The organism is Reyranella sp. (genome assembly GCF_965279625.1).
GTDB lineage: Bacteria > Pseudomonadota > Alphaproteobacteria > Reyranellales > Reyranellaceae > Reyranella.
This window is the reverse complement of the sequence record NZ_OZ257251.1, coordinates 5,126,163-5,142,461: the sequence shown is the minus strand read 5'-3', so window position 1 is coordinate 5,142,461 and position 16,299 is coordinate 5,126,163. Positions and strand designations below refer to the sequence as shown.

The window sequence follows — 16,299 nt, the reverse complement described above, 5'->3', positions numbered from 1 at the left end:
GCCTGATCCACATCAAGGACGGGAGGGCGTCCCCATGCGAGCGTCGCGCGCATGGGGAAGCGAATCCTGATCCTGAACGGCCATCCCGACACTTCCCGCAAGGGCCTGTGCGGCGCCCTGGCCGACGCCTATGCCGACGGGGCCGCCTCGGGCGGCCACACGGTCGAACGGCTCGATATCGGGACGCTGCAGTTCGACCTGATGCGATCCCAGAGCGAATTCGAGAACGGCACGGCGCCGCCCGACATCGCGGCGGCGCAGGAGGCGATCGGCCGCGCCGAACACCTGGTGGTCGTCTTCCCGCTGTGGCTGGGCGACATGCCGGCCCTGCTCAAGGGCTTCTTCGAGCAGGCCCTGCGGCCGGGCTTCGCTTTCGCCTATCGTCCCAACGGCTTCCCGGAGAAGCATCTCGCCGGTCGCAGCGCCCGGATCGTCGTCACCATGGGCATGCCGGCGTTCGTGTACCGCTGGTACTTCCGCGCGCACGCGGTGAAGAACCTGAAGCGCAACATCCTGGGGTTCGTGGGCTACGCGCCGGTGCGCGACACGATCGTGGGCGGCGTCGCAACGGCCAAGCCCGCCGCCATGGCCCGACACTTCGAGAGCATGCGCGCCCTCGGCCGGTCCGCGCGCTGAGCTAGGGTCGTTCCCTGGGAAGACTGATATGAGTCTGTCTGACTCGCAAAGACTCTAGCGCCGCGACAGGCGGTCGAGCGCCGCCGCAATCGCCTCGCGAGTCGCGGCAGGTTGCTCGGCGAGCGCATGGCCCAGCAGGTCGAGCTGGCGGCGCAGCGTGTGCACCTGGTCGACCAGGTCGACCACCGTTTCCACGGACTCGTCGTCGAAACCCAGCTCGTCGACCAGCTCGCCCAGCAGGCGCGCGCGCGCCACGTCGATCTGCTCGAAACGCCAACTGTCGCCGCTGCCGGCCGGTCGCAGCAGGCCACGCGACACCCAGCGCTCGACATGGACTACCGTCAGCTGACCGTGCTGTCGCAGCAGTTCGTCCAACGTCGTCATGTGAACTGCTCCATCTCCTTGCGTGGATCGTAGGCGCGACCGGCTTCCCAGCCCTCGAGGAATTGCTTGAGCTTGTCGTCCGGCGTCTCGGGCAGGACGACCTTCAGCTTCACATACTGGTCGCCGCGCTGGCCCGACTTGCGGTCGAGCAGGCCGCGGCCCTTGAGCCGCAGCGACGTGCCAGCATTGGATCCCGCCGGCACGTTCAGCATCACCGCGCCGCCCACCGTCGGCACCTTTACCTTGCCGCCGAGCGTGGCCTCGGTGAGCGTGACCGGCAGCTCGACATGGATATCGTTGTCGCGCGGCTGGAAGAAGGCGTGCGGGTCGACATGGATCTCGACATAGGCATCGCCGGCCGGACGGCCCTGCGACCCCGGCATGCCTTGCCCCTTGAGGCGCAGGGTCTGGCCGTCGGTCGTGCCCTCGGGCACGTCGATGTCGAGCGTCTTGCCATCGGGAAGCGTGACCCGCTGCTTGCCGCCGCGCGCCGCGACCAGGAACGGCACGCGCAAACTGTAGGTGACGGGCATGCCGCCTGTGTCGAAGCCGTCGCCGCCGAAGCCTGGTCCCCCGCCGCGACGCTGGCCGAACATCTCGGAGAAGATGCCGCCCATGTCGACGAAAGATTCGTGGCCGCCAGCATGTTCGTACTTGCCACCGCGGCCGCCCGCCTGGTCGCGATAGAAGCCGCGCGGCGGCATTTCCTGGCCGGTGCCGTCGATCTCGCCCGCGTCGAAACGCCGGCGCTTCTCCGTGTCGGAGAGAATGTCGTTGGCCTGGCCGATCTCCTTGAACTTGGCTTCGGCCGCCTTGTCGCCTGGATTGAGGTCGGGGTGGTGCTTCTTGGCGAGCTTGCGGAACGCCTTCCGGATATCGTCCTCGGAGGCAGTCCTCGGCACGCCCAGAACGGAATAAGGATCTGTCATAGCCCTACAGATGTGATGTGTATTGCGAGCTTACAAGAGCTTTATGACAGGCTCTCACAGGCCCAGTACCGCCTTGGCGATGATATTGCGCTGGATCTCGTTGGAGCCGGCATAAATCGTCGAGGCCCGGTTGTTGAGGTAGAGCGGCATGGCGCTGATCCCCCACTCGGGCGTCACGGTCGGCGCGTTGTGGCCGAGTTCGCGCGCCTCGGGTTCGAACGGCGCGGCATACCAGGCCAGCGCCTCGACCCCGAGATGGTCGAGTTTCTGCAGGGTCTCGCTGCCCCTGATCTTCATCGAGGAAGAGACGGCGCCGGGATTGCGGCCGCGGCTGAGGTCGGACAGGACCTGCATCTCGATCATCTCCAGCGCCTGGATGTCCATCTCCGCTTCCGCCAACCGCTCGACGAAGCCGCGCTCCGCGATCAGTCGGCCTGACCCGTCGGCCGCCTCCTCGCGGGCCACCCGCTTCACATCGTCGAGACGGGCATAGAGGTTCGGCGTGTAGGCATCCCCGCCGCGCTCGAACTCGAGCAGGTACTTGGCGACCGTCCAGCCGGCGTTCTCGGGGCCGATGCGGTTGGCGACCGGCGTGCGGACATTGTCGAGGAACACCTGGTTGACCTCGTGGTCGCCGGCCAGGGTCAGGATCGGCGCGACGGTGAGGCCCGGTGTCGTCATCGAATCGATCAGCACGAAGGAGATGCCGTCCTGCGGCTTGCCCTCCGTTGAAGTCCGCACGAGGCAGAACATGTGGTCAGCGACATGCGCGCCCGTGGTCCAGATCTTGGTGCCGTTGATGACGTAGTCGTCGCCGTCGCGCTCGGCGCGGGTCCGGAGGCTGGCGAGGTCGGAGCCCGATCCCGGCTCGGAATAGCCCTGACAGAAGGTGATGTCGCCGGACACGATGCGCGGCAGGTACTTTTCCTTCTGCTCCGGCGTGCCGAACTTCATGATCACCGGCCCGACCATGCGCAGCCCCATCGAGAAGACGCGCGGGGCGTCGGCCGCGATGCATTCGCGGCTGAAGATGTAGCGCTGGGTCGCGCTCCAGCCGGTGCCACCATGTTCCGTGGGCCAGCTCGGCGCCGACCAGCCGCGGCGGGCCAGGATCTTGTGCCATCGGATACCGGCGGCATAATCAGAAAACACACCGGCCGTCTTGCGCCCGGCCTCCCGCAGATCCTCAGTCAGGTTCTCGTCGAGGAAGCGCCGAACCTCGCGGCGGAAGTCTTCGTCTTCTTTGCTGAGCGCCAGATCCATCGCACTTCCTCCGCTTTTTTCTTGCCGGAGAGGCTAGCGACCACCGCCGCCACCCGTCCAGTGGCGTGCTGACACGAGCGCTCGACGGGCGGTATGGTTCTTGCCTCTGAAGCGTAACGAACGCGGAGGTCGCCGTGGCCCGACTGGTTGGTCTGATCGCCCTTCTCTTCCTGGCGCTGCCGGCGGCGGCCCAGGAGCGCAAGGAAGTCGACCTGGCGCTGGTGCTGGCGATCGACATCTCCGGCAGCATCGATCCCGATGAGGCCAGGATGCAGCGCCAGGGCTATGTCGAGGCGTTCAGCGACCCGGTCATCGTGAGGGCGATCCTGGGCGGCAATCACGGCCGCATCGCCGTCGCCTACTTCGAATGGTCCGATTCCTGGATCCAGAAGCTGCTGATCGACTGGACCCTGCTCGATTCCGAGGCCGCGATCGCGGACTTCGCCCGCCGGCTCGCCGACGCGCCGATTTCGATCTCGCGCCGCACCTCGATCAGCGGCGCCATCCGCTATGCCATTCCGATGTACGGCCGCAGCCCCTACGAACCCGAGCGCAAGGTGCTCGACATATCGGGCGATGGATCGAACAACGACGGCGGCCTCGTCACCGATGTCCGTCACGACGCGCTGAAGGAGCGCATCATCATCAACGGCCTGCCGATCATGAACGGCCGCCCCAACCCGTTCGGCTTCCCGGCAGAGGACGACCTCGACAAATACTACCTGCACTGCGTGACCGGCGGCCCGCGTTCCTTCGTCGAGGTCGCGCGCAGCTTCGAGGATTTCCCCCGCGCCATTCGCAAGAAGCTCCTGCAGGAGGTGGCCGACATCGGCCCGCTGAACGATTTCGATATCGGCGAACTTGGCGCGGCCCGCGACGGCCTGCAGCTCGCCCAATCGGGAACGTCCGGCCGCCGTACGGTCAAGGCCGACGACGACTACACCCGCTTCGTGCGACCGGAATACGAACTGGGCTGCGACGTGGGCGAGCGCCGGTCCCGCGATTTCTGGCAGCGCCGCTTCGGGGTGACGCCCGACTGAGACCGTTTGACGGGTCGAGCGCGATCCGGAAGATATCCCTCAATCAATCATGAAGTGTCGGGGTCTCCCCGACCGAGGGAGCCCCATGACCCACGCGACCGCCCAGGCGATCTATTTCTACGACCGCCATCCGATGTCGGGCGAGATCATCAAGGCCAAGCTGCGGGCCGCGCGCGGCCATCTCAAGGACGTTAAGCCGGAGGAACTCTGGCCGCACGACCAGGACCACTATGGCGGCATCGCCGCCACGGACGCGCTGGCGCTGGCGGCCTCGATCGGCCCCGGCACGGCAGTTGCGGACTTTTGCGCCGGCCTCGGCGGCACCGTGCGCTACCTCGCCCATCGCTACGGCGCCGACGTCACCGGCATCGAGCTCACCCCGTCACGCATCGCCGCCGCGCAGGAACTCATTGCGCTGGTGGGCCTCCAGGACAGAGCGCGGGTCCGGCAGGGCAACGTGATGGACGCGCCACTGCCTGGTGCTTCCATGGAGGTCGTCGTGAGCCAGGAGGCGCTCTGTCACGTCCCGGACCGGCGCGCGACCCTGGCGGAAGCGTACCGGATCCTGCGGGACGGCGGGCGCCTGGCGATGACCGACTGGATCGCCAACACGCCGCTCTCGGCGAAGGATGCGCAGCTGATGTGGGATGGCATGGCCATCCAGCCGCTGGAGACTTTGTCGTCGTACGGCGACATCGCGAAGGAAGCGGGCTTCCGCGTCCAGTCGGCCACGGACCTCACGGACGAATGGGGGCCGATCCTCGAGCAGCGGCTTGCCATGTACCAAAGGCTGCGTGAGGAAGCGCGTCAGGCCGGCACGCCGATGGGCCACGATGCCTTCCACGAATCCTACATCCGGTTCGTCGAGCTGATCCTGAGGCGCGACCTCGGCGGCATCCGTCTGGTCGCGGTGAAATAGGACTACGGCGCGGGGCGCTGCGCGCTTCCTGGCGTCGGCGGACTGAGCGTCGGGCCGAAGCCGGAGTCGAAGCCACCGATCCCCGGTCCGCCCATCCTCGGTTGTCCTCCCGGACCGCTGGCCGCACCCGCACTGCGGGGCGCCGGCCCGCCCTGAACCGGGCCGAGGGCGTTCGGGCCCTTGCCGGAATTGGCGTCGGCGAAGCCGGTTTCCTTTGCCGCCCTGTTGGCGCTCGCGTCGGGCCTGCCTCCGACGACCGCTTCGAGCCGGCTCATATTGTCGACGAGGCTTCCTCGGGCAGGACGCATCGCCGGTCCGGGTGGCTGGCCAAGGAGCGTGCTGACCTGAAAGCCCGGTACCGTCACGGTCTGTGTCCTTCGCTGGCCGGTCATCGTCATTTCATAGCCGAACACGAAGGTGGCCGTGGTTTTCGTCGGCTCGACGCTGAACATCGTGATACCGCCGCGAATCGTGAGCGTGGCCGACGGGGTCACGACGATGATCGGCGTCTTCTTGCTGATCCTGCCGCCAACCAGTCGGAACACGCCCTTCGTCGCCGTAACCGCCAGATCGCCGAGCTTCTGGTCCGCGTCATAGACAAACCTGTCGAGGGTGACCTGCGCCTGGTTGCTGATCGTCAGGGCCGTTCCGTCGAGGAACAGCAGGTGGGCACGATCCGCCGCGCCCGTGGTCACGACCTCGCCTGCCCTCACGTCGATTCCGACATGGAGGACCCGCTCGGTTTCATCGGGTGGCTTGCCGGTCGGATCCCCCGTGACCGCCGACGTGATCCCGATCCTTTGCGCAAACGCTGCACCGGGCGCGCCTACCACCAGGGGCAAGGCCAGGATTGTTGCACCCACCAGGAGCGCGCCACGCATCTTCCGCATGGAAGCGCTACGCGCATACGGTCGTCCTCATCCCCTCGACCGATCAGCAAGATTTCATCGCGCTGCGGGCAACTTTCGCTACGCTGGATGTGTCAATCCGGTCGAAGGATGGGCAGGGCCGACAATTTCCTGGCGGCGAAATCGAGGAAGGCATCGATCTTCGGCGCGCGATGGGCACGTCCCTTGGTGAGGAGCTGTACCGGCAGCGACGGCGGCTCGTAAGTGCGCAACAGGCGTACGAGACGGCCGGCCGCGAGATCCTCGGCGACCTGATAAGAGAGAAACTGCGCGATGCCGCGGCCCTCGCGCGCGAGCCGCAGCCGGGTCTCGATGTCGTCGACGCGTAGCCGGCCCGCGAGATGGGGCGGCGCACCGCGACGGCGGCCGCCGAAGGTCCATTCCATCGCCCCACGCGACGTGCCGAGCAGCGCCTCGTGCCGTGCAAGATCTGCCGGCGCCTTCGGCGTGCCCTGGCGGGCGAGATAGGCCGGGCTTGCCACCCATTGCCGCCGTACATGCCCGACCGGCCGTGACACGAGACTCGAATCAGCCAGCGCGCCGATGCGGACCGCCACGTCGATCCCTTCCTCGATGAGGTCGACATTGCGATCGTTCAACAACAGCTCGATCTCGACACTCTCGTGGCTGTCGAGGAAGCGCGCTGTCAGCGGCGCGACATGGCGCCGGCCGAACTGCACCGGCGCGGCGATGCGCAACAGGCCGCGGACCGGCGCCTCGCGGGCACCCGCCGCGGCGGCTTCGTAGCTCTCGACGACACCCCGCGCCCGCTCGTAGAGCGCACGGCCGGCCTCGGTCGGCGCGAGCCGCCGTGTCGTGCGATCGATCAGGCGCACGCCCAGGCGGTCCTCGAGGGCCGCGAGGGCGCGCGTCACCGCCGGCGCCGAACGGCGCAGGCGCTGCGCCGCGCGCACCAAGCTCCCCTCCTCCACGATGCGCAAGAAGATCGCGAACTCGTCCAGCCGGTCCATCTAATTCTTTCTGATATTGTAATTATCAATTTAGCATTCTTGCCATTTTCGGCGCAAACGTCGGGACTTACTTTGGGAGGGAACTCAGGAGGACACCGACATGCTGAAGGGAAGCTGCCTCTGCGGCGCCGTCGCCTACGAGGCCGACGCGCCCGTCGAGCGGATCGTGCACTGCCATTGCCACACCTGCCGAAAGACGCACGGCACGGCCTTCTCGTCCGTCACGGCGGTGCCGCGCGACAAGTTCCGCTGGCTGCGCGGCGAGGACGCGCTCGCCGCCATCGAGTCCTCGCCCGGCAAGTTCCGCCGCTTCTGCAGCAGGTGCGGCTCGCACGTGATGGCCGAAAGGGTGGCACAGCCTGTCGTGCTGCTTCGCCTTGGGTGTCTCGACACCGAAGTGATGGAGCGGCCACAGGTCCATATCTGGCGCTCGGACGCCGCCCCCTGGTACGACCCCAAGGTCAATGTGCCCGAGAAGCAGGAGGGCGTGTGATGGCTGCCGACACGATGGACTTCCTGCCGTTCCACGCCGACGAAGAGGCGGCACAGAAGCTGGCCGGACAGCGAACCGGCCTCGCGCCGATCCGACGCTTCCTGCCCGAGCAGCATCGCGCCTTCTTCTCGCTGCTACCCTACCTGTTCACTTCGACACCCGACGCGACCGGCTGGCCAATGGCTTCGGTGCTGGCCGGTCCTCCGGGGTTCGTCACGTCTCCAGATCCCGCGACCTTGCGGATTGCTGCCCTGCCGCGGGACGGCGATCCTGCGGGTCCGGGCTTCTCGGCCGACGCCGGGATCGGTCTGCTGGGAATCGATCTGGGGACGCGGCGGCGCAACCGCGCCAACGGCCGCATCATCGCACGCGACAGCGGGCTCACGGTGCATGTCACCCAGAGCTTCGGCAACTGTCCGCAATACATCCAGACCCGCAACGTCGTCGCCCGCGACACGAAGGCCGAGTCCGCCGAGGCGCTCACCGGCCTGGACGAGGCGGCGCGCGATCTCATCGAATCGGTCGACACGTTCTTCGTCGCCAGCCGGTCCCGTGCAGACCTGGGCGCCGAGGGCGGGTTCGACATGTCACACCGCGGTGGCCGGCCGGGCTTCGTCGGCGTCCACGGCAACACGCTCGTCATCCCCGACTTTCGCGGCAACCGCTTCTTCAACACGTTGGGCAACCTGCTGGGCGATCCGCGGGCCGGCCTGTTGTTCGTGAACTTCGATACCGCGGAGGTCCTGCAACTGCAGGGCACTGTGACCATCGACTGGCATCCCGGTGAGGCGGCCCCGGACGGCGCCGAGCGGCTGTGGCGCGTCGAGGTGGCGCGCGCCTGGCGCACGCCGTCCGCATTCCCCTATCGCTCGACGTTCGGCAGCTACGCACCGAGTACGCTGCACACTGGCATCTGGTAGGAGAGCGGCCGTCAGGCTACGGCGGACCGCAACCGCGCCACCATGGCCTCGATCGCCAGCAGGTAGGAATCGATCCCGAATCCTGCGATCATGCCGACCGCCGCTTCCGAGGTGACCGAACCGAAGCCGCGCTTTTCAATGTTGGTCATGTGGATTTCGATCGCCGGCATCGAGATCGACCGCAGGCAGTCACGCAAGGCGTGGCCGGCATGGAGAAACCCGGCGGGGTTGAACAACAACCCGTCGAACTTGGCGCGATCGGCCTTGTAGATCGCCGACACCGCCTCGCCTTCGGAATTGGTGTAGACGATCTCGACCGAGACGGTGAGGTCCCTGGCCCGACGCCGGACCGCGGCATCGAGTTCCTTGGCTGTGGTCGTACCGTAGAGCTCGGGCTGCCGCCGGCCCAGATACTCCATGTTCGCGCCCTGAATCAGCAGAAGCTTCATCGTACGAACTCTAGGGCAATTTCGCTCACAAGCGAACCAAGCCCGTTCCGCAGGTCAACGCGGCAGGGTAGAAGTCCCCATCAGGCTTTCGTCGATCGAGCGAGCGCATTGGCGGCCCTCGCGGATCGCCCAGACGACCAGCGACTGGCCGCGACGCATGTCACCGGCGGCGAAGAGCTTCGGCACCGAGGTCTGGTAGTCTTTCACGTTGGCCGCGACGTTGCCGCGCGGATCGAGCGCGACGCCTGCCTGCTCGACCAGGCCGGGCCGGCGCGGCCCGAGGAAGCCCATGGCCAGCAGCACCAGGTCGGCCCGGAGCTCGAAGCTGCTGCCCGCGACCTCCTGCATGCCCATGCGCCCGTCGGCGCCCTTCGCCCATTCGACGCGCACGCACTCCAGCGCCTCGATCTTGCCGTTGCTGCCCAGTGCCCGCTTGGTCAGCACGGCGAAATCGCGCGCCGCGCCTTCCTCGTGGCTCGACGAGGTGCGCATCTTGAGCGGCCAGTCGGGCCAGGTCAGCGCCTTGTTCTCGCGCACCGGCGGCTGCGGCATGACCTCGAGTTGCGTCACCGAAGCGGCGCCATGACGGTTCGACGTGCCGACGCAATCGGAGCCGGTATCGCCGCCGCCGATCACGATGACATGCTTGCCCTTGGCGGTGAGCGTGCCGCGCGGCGCAGCACGCGCCTCGTCGTCGCCGGCGTTGCGCTTGTTCTGCTGCGTCAGGAAATCCATCGCGAAATGGATGCCGTTCAGCTCGCGTCCGGGTACCTCGAGATCGCGCGGCAGCTCGGCGCCGCCGGTCAGGGCGACCGCGTCATAACCCTCGAGCAGCGACTTGATCGACAGGGTCGCACCGACCTCGACGCCGGTCCGGAACTCGACGCCCTCGGCCTCCATCTGGCGCATGCGCCGGTCGATATGGTGCTTCTCCATCTTGAAGTCGGGAATGCCGTAGCGCAGCAGGCCGCCGACCCGGTCGGCCTTCTCGAACAGGGTCACCGAATGGCCGGCGCGCGCCAGTTGCTGGGCGCAGGAGAGGCCCGCCGGCCCGGAGCCGATGACGGCAACGCGCTTGCCGGTCTTGTGCGCCGGCACCAGCGGCTGGATCCAGCCTTCCTGCCAGCCGCGATCGACGATCGCGCATTCGATCGACTTGATGGTCACCGGGTTGTCGTCGATGTTTAGCGTGCACGAGGCCTCGCAGGGCGCGGGGCAGATGCGGCCGGTGAACTCCGGGAAGTTGTTGGTCGAGTGCAGGACCTCGAGCGCATCCTTCCAGCGGTCGCGGCGCACCAGCTCGTTCCACTGCGGGATGATGTTATTGACCGGGCATCCGTTGTGACAATACGGGATGCCGCAATCCATGCAGCGCGCGCCCTGCCGAGAGACCTCGGCCGGCGGCATCGGCAGGACGAACTCCCTGTAGTTCTTCAGGCGCTGCTCGACCGATTCATAAGAACGGTCCTTGCGCTCGATCTCGAGGAAGCCTGTGACGAGACCCATTTAATTGCTCCAGCTCATATCTTTGCAGATCCCTCGAAAGGGCTCGGGATGACGGCCAGGGGCCGTCACTCCGCCGCGACGGCCTTCGCCGCCGCCTGCTCGCGCGCCTGCAGGAGCGCGCGCTTGTAGTCGCGCGGCATAACCTTCACGAAGCTCTGCAGCGCATTGTCCCAATCCTCCAGCAGCGCCCGTGCCTGGGCACTGCCGGTATGGAGATGGTGGCGCTCGACCAGGATGCGCAGCCGCTCGGCGTCGAAGCGCAGCACGTCGCCCATGCCGTTATCCTCGACGTCGGTCGCGCGCTGGCGCGGACGCCCGGTCTCGTCGCCCTCGGCCGAGGCCGGCCCGACCTGTTCCAGGTCGACCATCGCGGGATTGCACAGGTCCTTGAAGCGGGCCCTGGGGTCGTAGACGTAGGCGACGCCGCCAGACATGCCGGCCGCGAAGTTGCGGCCCGTATCGCCCAGCACGACCACGACGCCGCCGGTCATGTATTCGCAACCGTGATCACCGGTGCCCTCGACGACGCAGACCGCGCCCGAGTTGCGCACGGCGAAGCGCTCGCCCGCCACGCCCTCGAAGTAGGCCTCGCCGCCGATGGCGCCGTAGAGCACGGTGTTGCCGACGATGATGTTCTTCAGCGGATCGCGCGCGCAATCCTTCGGCTGGCGCACGACGACTCGGCCGCCCGACAGGCCCTTGCCGACATAGTCGTTGCCGTCGCCCGACAGTTCGAGCGACACCCCCCGCGCCAGGAAGGCGCCGAAGCTCTGGCCGGCGGTTCCGGTGAGGCGCACGGAGATCGTGTCCTCCGGCAGGCCGGCATGGCCGTAGCGACGCGCCACCTCGCCCGACAGCATGGCGCCGACGGTGCGGTTCACGTTGGTGACCGGCAGCTCGATCTGCACCGGCTCGCCCGTCTCGAGAGCCGGCTGCGCCGCCTCGAGGAGCTTGTGGTCCAGCGCCTTGTCGAGGCCGTGGTCCTGGCGCTCGACATTCCAGATCGCCACGCCTAGGCGCGTCGGCGCCTGGTAGAGCAGCTTCGACAGGTCGACGCCGCCCGCCTTCCAGTGGTCGATGGCCTTGCGCATGTCGAGCCGGTCGACGTGGCCGATCATCTCGTTCAGCGTGCGGAAGCCCAGCCGCGCCATGATCTCGCGCAGTTCCTCGGCCACGAAGAAGAAGTAGTTGATCACGTGCTCGGGCTGGCCGGTGAAGCGCTTGCGCAGCACCGGGTCCTGCGTCGCCACGCCCACCGGACAGGTGTTGAGGTGGCACTTGCGCATCATGATGCAGCCGGCCGCGATCAGCGGCGCGGTGGCGAAGCCGAACTCGTCGGCGCCCAGCAGCGCGCCGATGGCGACGTCGCGGCCGGTGCGCAGGCCACCGTCGACCTGCACGGCGATGCGGCCGCGCAAGCCGTTCAGCACCAGCGTCTGCTGCGTCTCGGCGAGGCCGATTTCCCAGGGCGAGCCGGCATGGGTGAGCGAGGTGAGCGGCGAGGCACCGGTGCCGCCCTCGTAGCCCGAGATCGTCACATGGTCGGCGCGCGCCTTGCTGACGCCCGCGGCGACCGTGCCGACGCCGACCTCCGAGACGAGCTTCACCGAGACGCGGGCCGCGGTGTTCACGTTCTTGAGGTCGTGGATGAGCTGCGCCAGGTCCTCGATCGAATAGATGTCGTGGTGCGGCGGCGGCGAGATCAGGCCCACGCCGGCCGTCGAGCGGCGCACGCGGGCGATGTTCTCATCGACCTTGTGGCCGGGCAGCTGACCGCCCTCGCCGGGCTTGGCGCCCTGGGCCATCTTGATCTGGATGTCGTCGGCATTGACCAGGTATTCGGCCGTGACGCCGAAGCGGCCCGACGCGACCTGCTTGATGGCCGAGCGCATCGAATCGCCGTTGGCCATCCGCTTGAAGCGATCCGCCTCCTCGCCGCCCTCGCCGGTGTTCGACTTGCCGCCGATCCGGTTCACGGCGATGGCCAGCGTTGTGTGCGCCTCGCGGCTGATCGAGCCGAAGCTCATCGCGCCCGTGGCGAAGCGCTTCACGATCTTGGCGGCCGGCTCGACCTCCTCGACCGGAATGGGCTTGTCCGCCCACTTGAACTGCATCAGGCCGCGGATCGTCAGCAGCCGCTCGTTCTGCTCGTTGATCGAGGTCGCGAAGGCCTTGTAGTCGTCCGACGAATTGCCGCGCACCGCATGCTGCAGGCGCGACACGCTCTCGGGCGTCCAGGCATGGTCCTCGCCGCGCAGGCGGAAGGCATAGTCGCCGCCGACATCGAGCATGGTGCGGTAGACCGGATCGTCGCCATAGGCGTTGCGATGACGGCGCACCGTCTCCTCGGCGATCTCCTGCCAGCCCGCGCCCTCGATCGTGGTGGCGGTGCCGGTGAAGTACTTCTCGACGAAACCGGAATGCAGGCCGATCGCGTCGAAGATCTGCGCACCGCAATAGGACTGGTAGGTCGAGATGCCCATCTTGGACATGACCTTGAGCAGGCCCTTGCCGATCGCCTTGATGAAGTTCTTCTGAACCTCGTAGGGCTTCAGCGGCAGGCCGTTCTGGACGCGCAGCGCCTCCAGCGTCTCGAAGGCGAGGTAGGGGTTCACCGCCTCGGCGCCATAGCCCGCCAGGCAGCAGAAGTGATGGACCTCGCGCGCCTCGCCGGTCTCGACCACGAGGCCGGTCTGGGTACGCAGGCCACGACGGATCAGGCTGTGATGCACCGCCGCGGTGGCCAGCAGCGCCGGGATCGGCACGCGCTCAGCCGAGAGCGCCCGGTCCGACAGGATGAGGATGTTGCGGTCGGCCAGCACGCAGTCGGTCGCCTCGGCGCAGACCCGGTCCAGCGCCTTCTCGAGCCCGGCCGCGCCCTCGGAGGCGAGCCAGGTCGTGTCGATGGTGGCGGTGCGGAACGAGCCGTCGAGCAGGTCCTCGATCGAGCGGATCTTCTCCAGCTCGGCGTTGGTCAGCACCGGCTGGGCCACTTCGAGCCGCTTGTGCATGCCGGCATGACGGCCGAGCAGGTTGGGGCGCGGGCCGATCATCGAGACCAGCGACATCACCAGCTCCTCGCGGATCGGATCGATCGGCGGATTGGTGACCTGGGCGAAGTTCTGCTTGAAGTAGTTGTAGAGCAGCTTCGGCTTCTTCGAGAGCACGGCGATGGGCGTGTCGGTGCCCATCGAGCCGATCGGGTCGTCGGCCACGCTGGCCATCGGCTCGAGGAAGAACTGGATGTCCTCCTGCGTGTAGCCGAAGGCTTGCTGGCGATCGAGCAGGGTCGAGGGATCGTTCGACGCCACCGGCGAGGGCGCATCGGGAATCTCCGACAGCTCCTCGAGCTTGTGCTGCGTCTCCTTCAGCCACTCCTCGTAGGGCTCGGCCTCGGCCAGGGTCCGCTTCAGCTCCTCGTCCTCGACGATGCGGCCCTCTTCCAGGTCGATCAGCAGCATCTTGCCGGGCTGCAGGCGCCACTTGCGTACGATCTTCTCGTCGGGGATCGGCAGGACGCCGGACTCCGACGACATCACCACGAGATCGTCGTCGGTGATGAGGAAGCGCGCGGGGCGCAGCCCGTTGCGGTCGAGCGTGGCGCCGATCTGGCGGCCGTCGGTGAAGGCGATCGACGCCGGGCCGTCCCACGGCTCCATAAGGGCCGCGTGATACTCGTAGAAGGCCTTGCGGCTGGCATCCATCAGCGGATTGCCGGCCCAGGCCTCCGGAATCAGCATCATCATGGCGTGGCTCAGCGAATAACCGCCGGCGACCAGCAGTTCGAGCGCATTGTCGAGGCAGGCCGTGTCCGACTGGCCATGCGGGATGATCGGCCACATCTTGTCGAGGTCGGCGCCGATCAGGTCTGATTCCATCGTGCGCCGGCGGGCGTACATCCAGTTGACGTTGCCGCGGACCGTGTTGATCTCGCCGTTATGGGCGATGAAGCGGTAGGGATGGGCCAGCTTCCACGACGGGAACGTGTTCGTGGAGAATCTCTGGTGAACGAGGCAAAGCGCTGATTCACAAAGAGGATTTCTCAAGTCCTCATAGAAGCTCTCAACCTGGTGTGCGAGCAGCAGGCCCTTGTAGACCACGGTGCGCGACGAGAAGGACGGCATGTAGAGCTGCGAGAGGCCTGGAAGCTTGTGCTTCTTCTCGAGTTCGGCCAGCGGATTCTGGGTCTGCTTGCGGATTGCCAGCACCTTGCGCTCGAAGGCATCCTGGTCGGCGACCTTTGCGCCCCGGCCGACGATCGCCATGCGGATGACCGGCATCGATTCGATGACCGCCTGGCCGAGGCCCGTCAGGTCGGTCGGCACATCGCGCCAACCCACAAGCTTTTGCTTTTCGACTTTAATGAAATGCTCGAACCGCTTGATTGCAAACGTTCTTGCCTTCTCGTCGGGCGGCAGGAAGCACATTGCCACGGCGTAGTGGCCGGGCTCCGGCAGGTCGACGCCTTCCTTGCGCGCCCAGTCGCGCAGCAGCGCGTCGGGAATCTGGATCATAGCGCCCGCGCCATCGCCCATCAGCGGATCGGCGCCGACGGCGCCGCGATGGTCGAGGTTGACCAGGATCTGCAGGCCCTGGCGCACGATGGCGTGCGTCCTCCGGCCCTTGATATCGGCCACGAAGCCCACGCCGCACGAATCGTGTTCGTTGCGTGGGTCGTACAGTCCCTGCTTCTCAGGCAATCCCATGATCAATCCTGCTGGCGCGCGAGCTGGCCCAGCATCCCCCCGGATGCGTTTGCTTATCGGCGCATTATTAGCCCGGCCGCCCCTGCAAACGAAAGCCCTCGTTACGCCACAAATGCAGGTGTGAGGAAGTTACTCTATGTATTTGAAATCCAAGGATATTGCCGTGGGAGAACTGACAACCTCGATGTCGCCGGTCCGCAGGATGGACGCGAGCGTGGTGCGCAGGGCGGGCACGAACGTCAGCTCCTCGCTGTTGGAGACCGGATGGCGGTCCGCCAGACCGTTGAGCGTCCGCCGGTACTTCAACACCTTGAAACGGCACCCGCTCAGTTCGAGGGTACCGGATTCGAGCAATTCGAGGGTCATCCTGGCCGCCAACCGGAGTTTCCCGTCGGCGCTCTTCACGTCGGCGCTGTAGCTGACGGCTTGGCCGCGCGCGAGCGAGACCGTGGGACCGATCGAATAGCTCCATTTGCGCGGGTCGTTGGGTTCGGTCGAATAGAACGCATCCACGGGAAACAGGGAATTGGCGCCGCGGGTCCTGAGATAGATCGTCGGCGAATCCACAGTGAAGGTGGTGACCTCCCCGCCCTTCCGGAACACCTGCATCTGCTGGAGTCGCGTCGTGGGCGCCTCGCCCGCCCGCCGAGTGGTCACCTCGGAGGCAAGGGCGAAGGGAATGTCGGTGTCGGTAAGGGCCGCGCAATCGAGGGCGAACAGGCTTCCCGGCCACGAAGCGAGGGCCATCAAGAGCGGCAAGGACAGGAACCGGCGCATGTGCCGCATCCTAACCGTCGTTCTCCATGCATTGAAGACATCGCGCCCTTGGCCTAATTTGCCCGCTGCACGTGGGCAGCGTTCATTGCCCGGGGGAGAGACTGAGCTGATGTCGGAACGTTCGATCGGTCGCTGGACGACCCTGCTCGCAGCTCCCTTGCTGGCTGCCGCCCTCGGTGCCTGCACCGGGCCCGGCGCGAGCCAGGCCTATACCGGCCCCGGCTGGTACCTCGAACAGTCCTACATCATCGTCGGCGGTGGCCCCAAAGTGTTCGGCGGCCCCTTCACCTACGAGAAGTGCGAGGAAGAACGCATCAAGAAGGGACCGATCACCTCGCCCGAGATGCTCTGCGTGAACCATCCCGGCCCGCCGAAGAAGTACGGCCTGTACTAGTCCC

The 16,299-nt window shown here is 66.9% G+C and carries 15 protein-coding genes; 6 read left to right on the top strand and 9 right to left on the bottom strand.

Going from position 1 to position 16,299, the window contains the following annotated elements; all coding sequences use genetic code 11:
• The first annotated feature begins 51 nt into the window (after positions 1-51).
• Positions 52-636: an NAD(P)H-dependent oxidoreductase gene (locus ACQY78_RS24985; protein ID WP_428680202.1), complete on the top strand. Its 585-nt coding sequence runs from the start codon at positions 52-54 to the stop codon at positions 634-636.
• 54 nt (positions 637-690) lie between these two features.
• On the opposite strand, the gene ACQY78_RS24980 is transcribed toward ACQY78_RS24985, so the two are convergent.
• From ACQY78_RS24980 to ACQY78_RS24970, 3 genes are read right to left on the bottom strand one after another with little or no spacing between them, the layout of a single operon-like run.
• On the bottom strand, positions 691-1,020 hold the full coding sequence (locus ACQY78_RS24980; protein WP_428680200.1) for a hypothetical protein: 330 nt from the start codon (positions 1,018-1,020) through the stop codon (positions 691-693).
• Positions 1,017-1,949 carry a DnaJ C-terminal domain-containing protein gene (locus ACQY78_RS24975; protein ID WP_428680198.1) on the bottom strand — a complete coding sequence of 311 codons (933 nt, stop codon included), beginning with the start codon at positions 1,947-1,949 and terminating at the stop codon, positions 1,017-1,019. Before ACQY78_RS24975 ends, ACQY78_RS24980 begins: the two co-directional genes overlap by 4 nt.
• A 54-nt stretch (positions 1,950-2,003) precedes the next feature.
• Positions 2,004-3,212, bottom strand: coding sequence for an acyl-CoA dehydrogenase family protein (locus ACQY78_RS24970; RefSeq protein ID WP_428680195.1), 1,209 nt, complete (start codon positions 3,210-3,212; stop codon positions 2,004-2,006).
• A 134-nt stretch (positions 3,213-3,346) separates the two neighbouring features.
• On the opposite strand from ACQY78_RS24970, the gene ACQY78_RS24965 reads away from it, so the two are divergent.
• Both ACQY78_RS24965 and ACQY78_RS24960 read left to right on the top strand, forming a co-directional pair.
• Positions 3,347-4,252, top strand: a complete 906-nt coding sequence (locus ACQY78_RS24965; RefSeq protein WP_428680191.1) for a DUF1194 domain-containing protein — start codon at positions 3,347-3,349, stop codon at positions 4,250-4,252.
• Positions 4,253-4,337: 85 nt separating this feature from the next.
• Positions 4,338-5,171 carry a class I SAM-dependent methyltransferase gene (locus tag ACQY78_RS24960; RefSeq protein WP_428680189.1) on the top strand — a complete coding sequence of 278 codons (834 nt, stop codon included), beginning with the start codon at positions 4,338-4,340 and terminating at the stop codon, positions 5,169-5,171.
• A 2-nt stretch (positions 5,172-5,173) separates the two neighbouring features.
• Here the strand turns inward: ACQY78_RS24960 and ACQY78_RS24955 are convergent, their stop codons facing one another.
• Both ACQY78_RS24955 and ACQY78_RS24950 read right to left on the bottom strand, forming a co-directional pair.
• Entirely contained in the window at positions 5,174-6,061 is an 888-nt protein-coding gene (locus ACQY78_RS24955; RefSeq protein ID WP_428680187.1) for a FecR family protein, read from the bottom strand.
• A 92-nt stretch (positions 6,062-6,153) separates the two neighbouring features.
• A complete protein-coding gene (locus ACQY78_RS24950) occupies positions 6,154-7,050 on the bottom strand; it encodes a LysR family transcriptional regulator (RefSeq protein WP_428680184.1) in 897 nt (298 codons plus the stop codon).
• A 100-nt stretch (positions 7,051-7,150) separates the two neighbouring features.
• Here ACQY78_RS24950 and ACQY78_RS24945 point away from each other — a divergent pair, with 100 nt between their 5' ends.
• Positions 7,151-7,543 (top strand): GFA family protein, encoded by a 393-nt coding sequence (locus ACQY78_RS24945; protein ID WP_428680182.1) that lies wholly within the window; start codon positions 7,151-7,153, stop codon positions 7,541-7,543.
• Positions 7,543-8,463, top strand: coding sequence for a pyridoxamine 5'-phosphate oxidase family protein (locus ACQY78_RS24940; protein ID WP_428680179.1), 921 nt, complete (start codon positions 7,543-7,545; stop codon positions 8,461-8,463). The genes ACQY78_RS24945 and ACQY78_RS24940 overlap by 1 nt, the downstream gene beginning before the upstream one ends.
• A gap of 11 nt (positions 8,464-8,474) precedes the next feature.
• On the opposite strand, the gene ACQY78_RS24935 is transcribed toward ACQY78_RS24940, so the two are convergent.
• From ACQY78_RS24935 to ACQY78_RS24920, 4 genes are all read right to left on the bottom strand, one after another.
• Positions 8,475-8,912 (bottom strand): type II 3-dehydroquinate dehydratase, encoded by a 438-nt coding sequence (locus ACQY78_RS24935; protein WP_428680176.1) that lies wholly within the window; start codon positions 8,910-8,912, stop codon positions 8,475-8,477.
• A 54-nt stretch (positions 8,913-8,966) separates the two neighbouring features.
• Positions 8,967-10,418: a glutamate synthase subunit beta gene (locus tag ACQY78_RS24930; RefSeq protein WP_428680173.1), complete on the bottom strand. Its 1,452-nt coding sequence runs from the start codon at positions 10,416-10,418 to the stop codon at positions 8,967-8,969.
• A 65-nt stretch (positions 10,419-10,483) separates the two neighbouring features.
• Complete coding sequence (gene gltB, locus ACQY78_RS24925; RefSeq protein ID WP_428680170.1) at positions 10,484-15,124, bottom strand: glutamate synthase large subunit; 4,641 nt, start codon at positions 15,122-15,124, stop codon at positions 10,484-10,486.
• A 129-nt stretch (positions 15,125-15,253) separates the two neighbouring features.
• Complete coding sequence (locus tag ACQY78_RS24920; protein WP_428680167.1) at positions 15,254-15,901, bottom strand: hypothetical protein; 648 nt, start codon at positions 15,899-15,901, stop codon at positions 15,254-15,256.
• A 109-nt stretch (positions 15,902-16,010) separates the two neighbouring features.
• Here ACQY78_RS24920 and ACQY78_RS24915 point away from each other — a divergent pair, with 109 nt between their 5' ends.
• Complete coding sequence (locus tag ACQY78_RS24915) at positions 16,011-16,295, top strand: hypothetical protein (protein ID WP_428680164.1); 285 nt, start codon at positions 16,011-16,013, stop codon at positions 16,293-16,295.
• Positions 16,296-16,299: the final 4 nt, after the last annotated feature.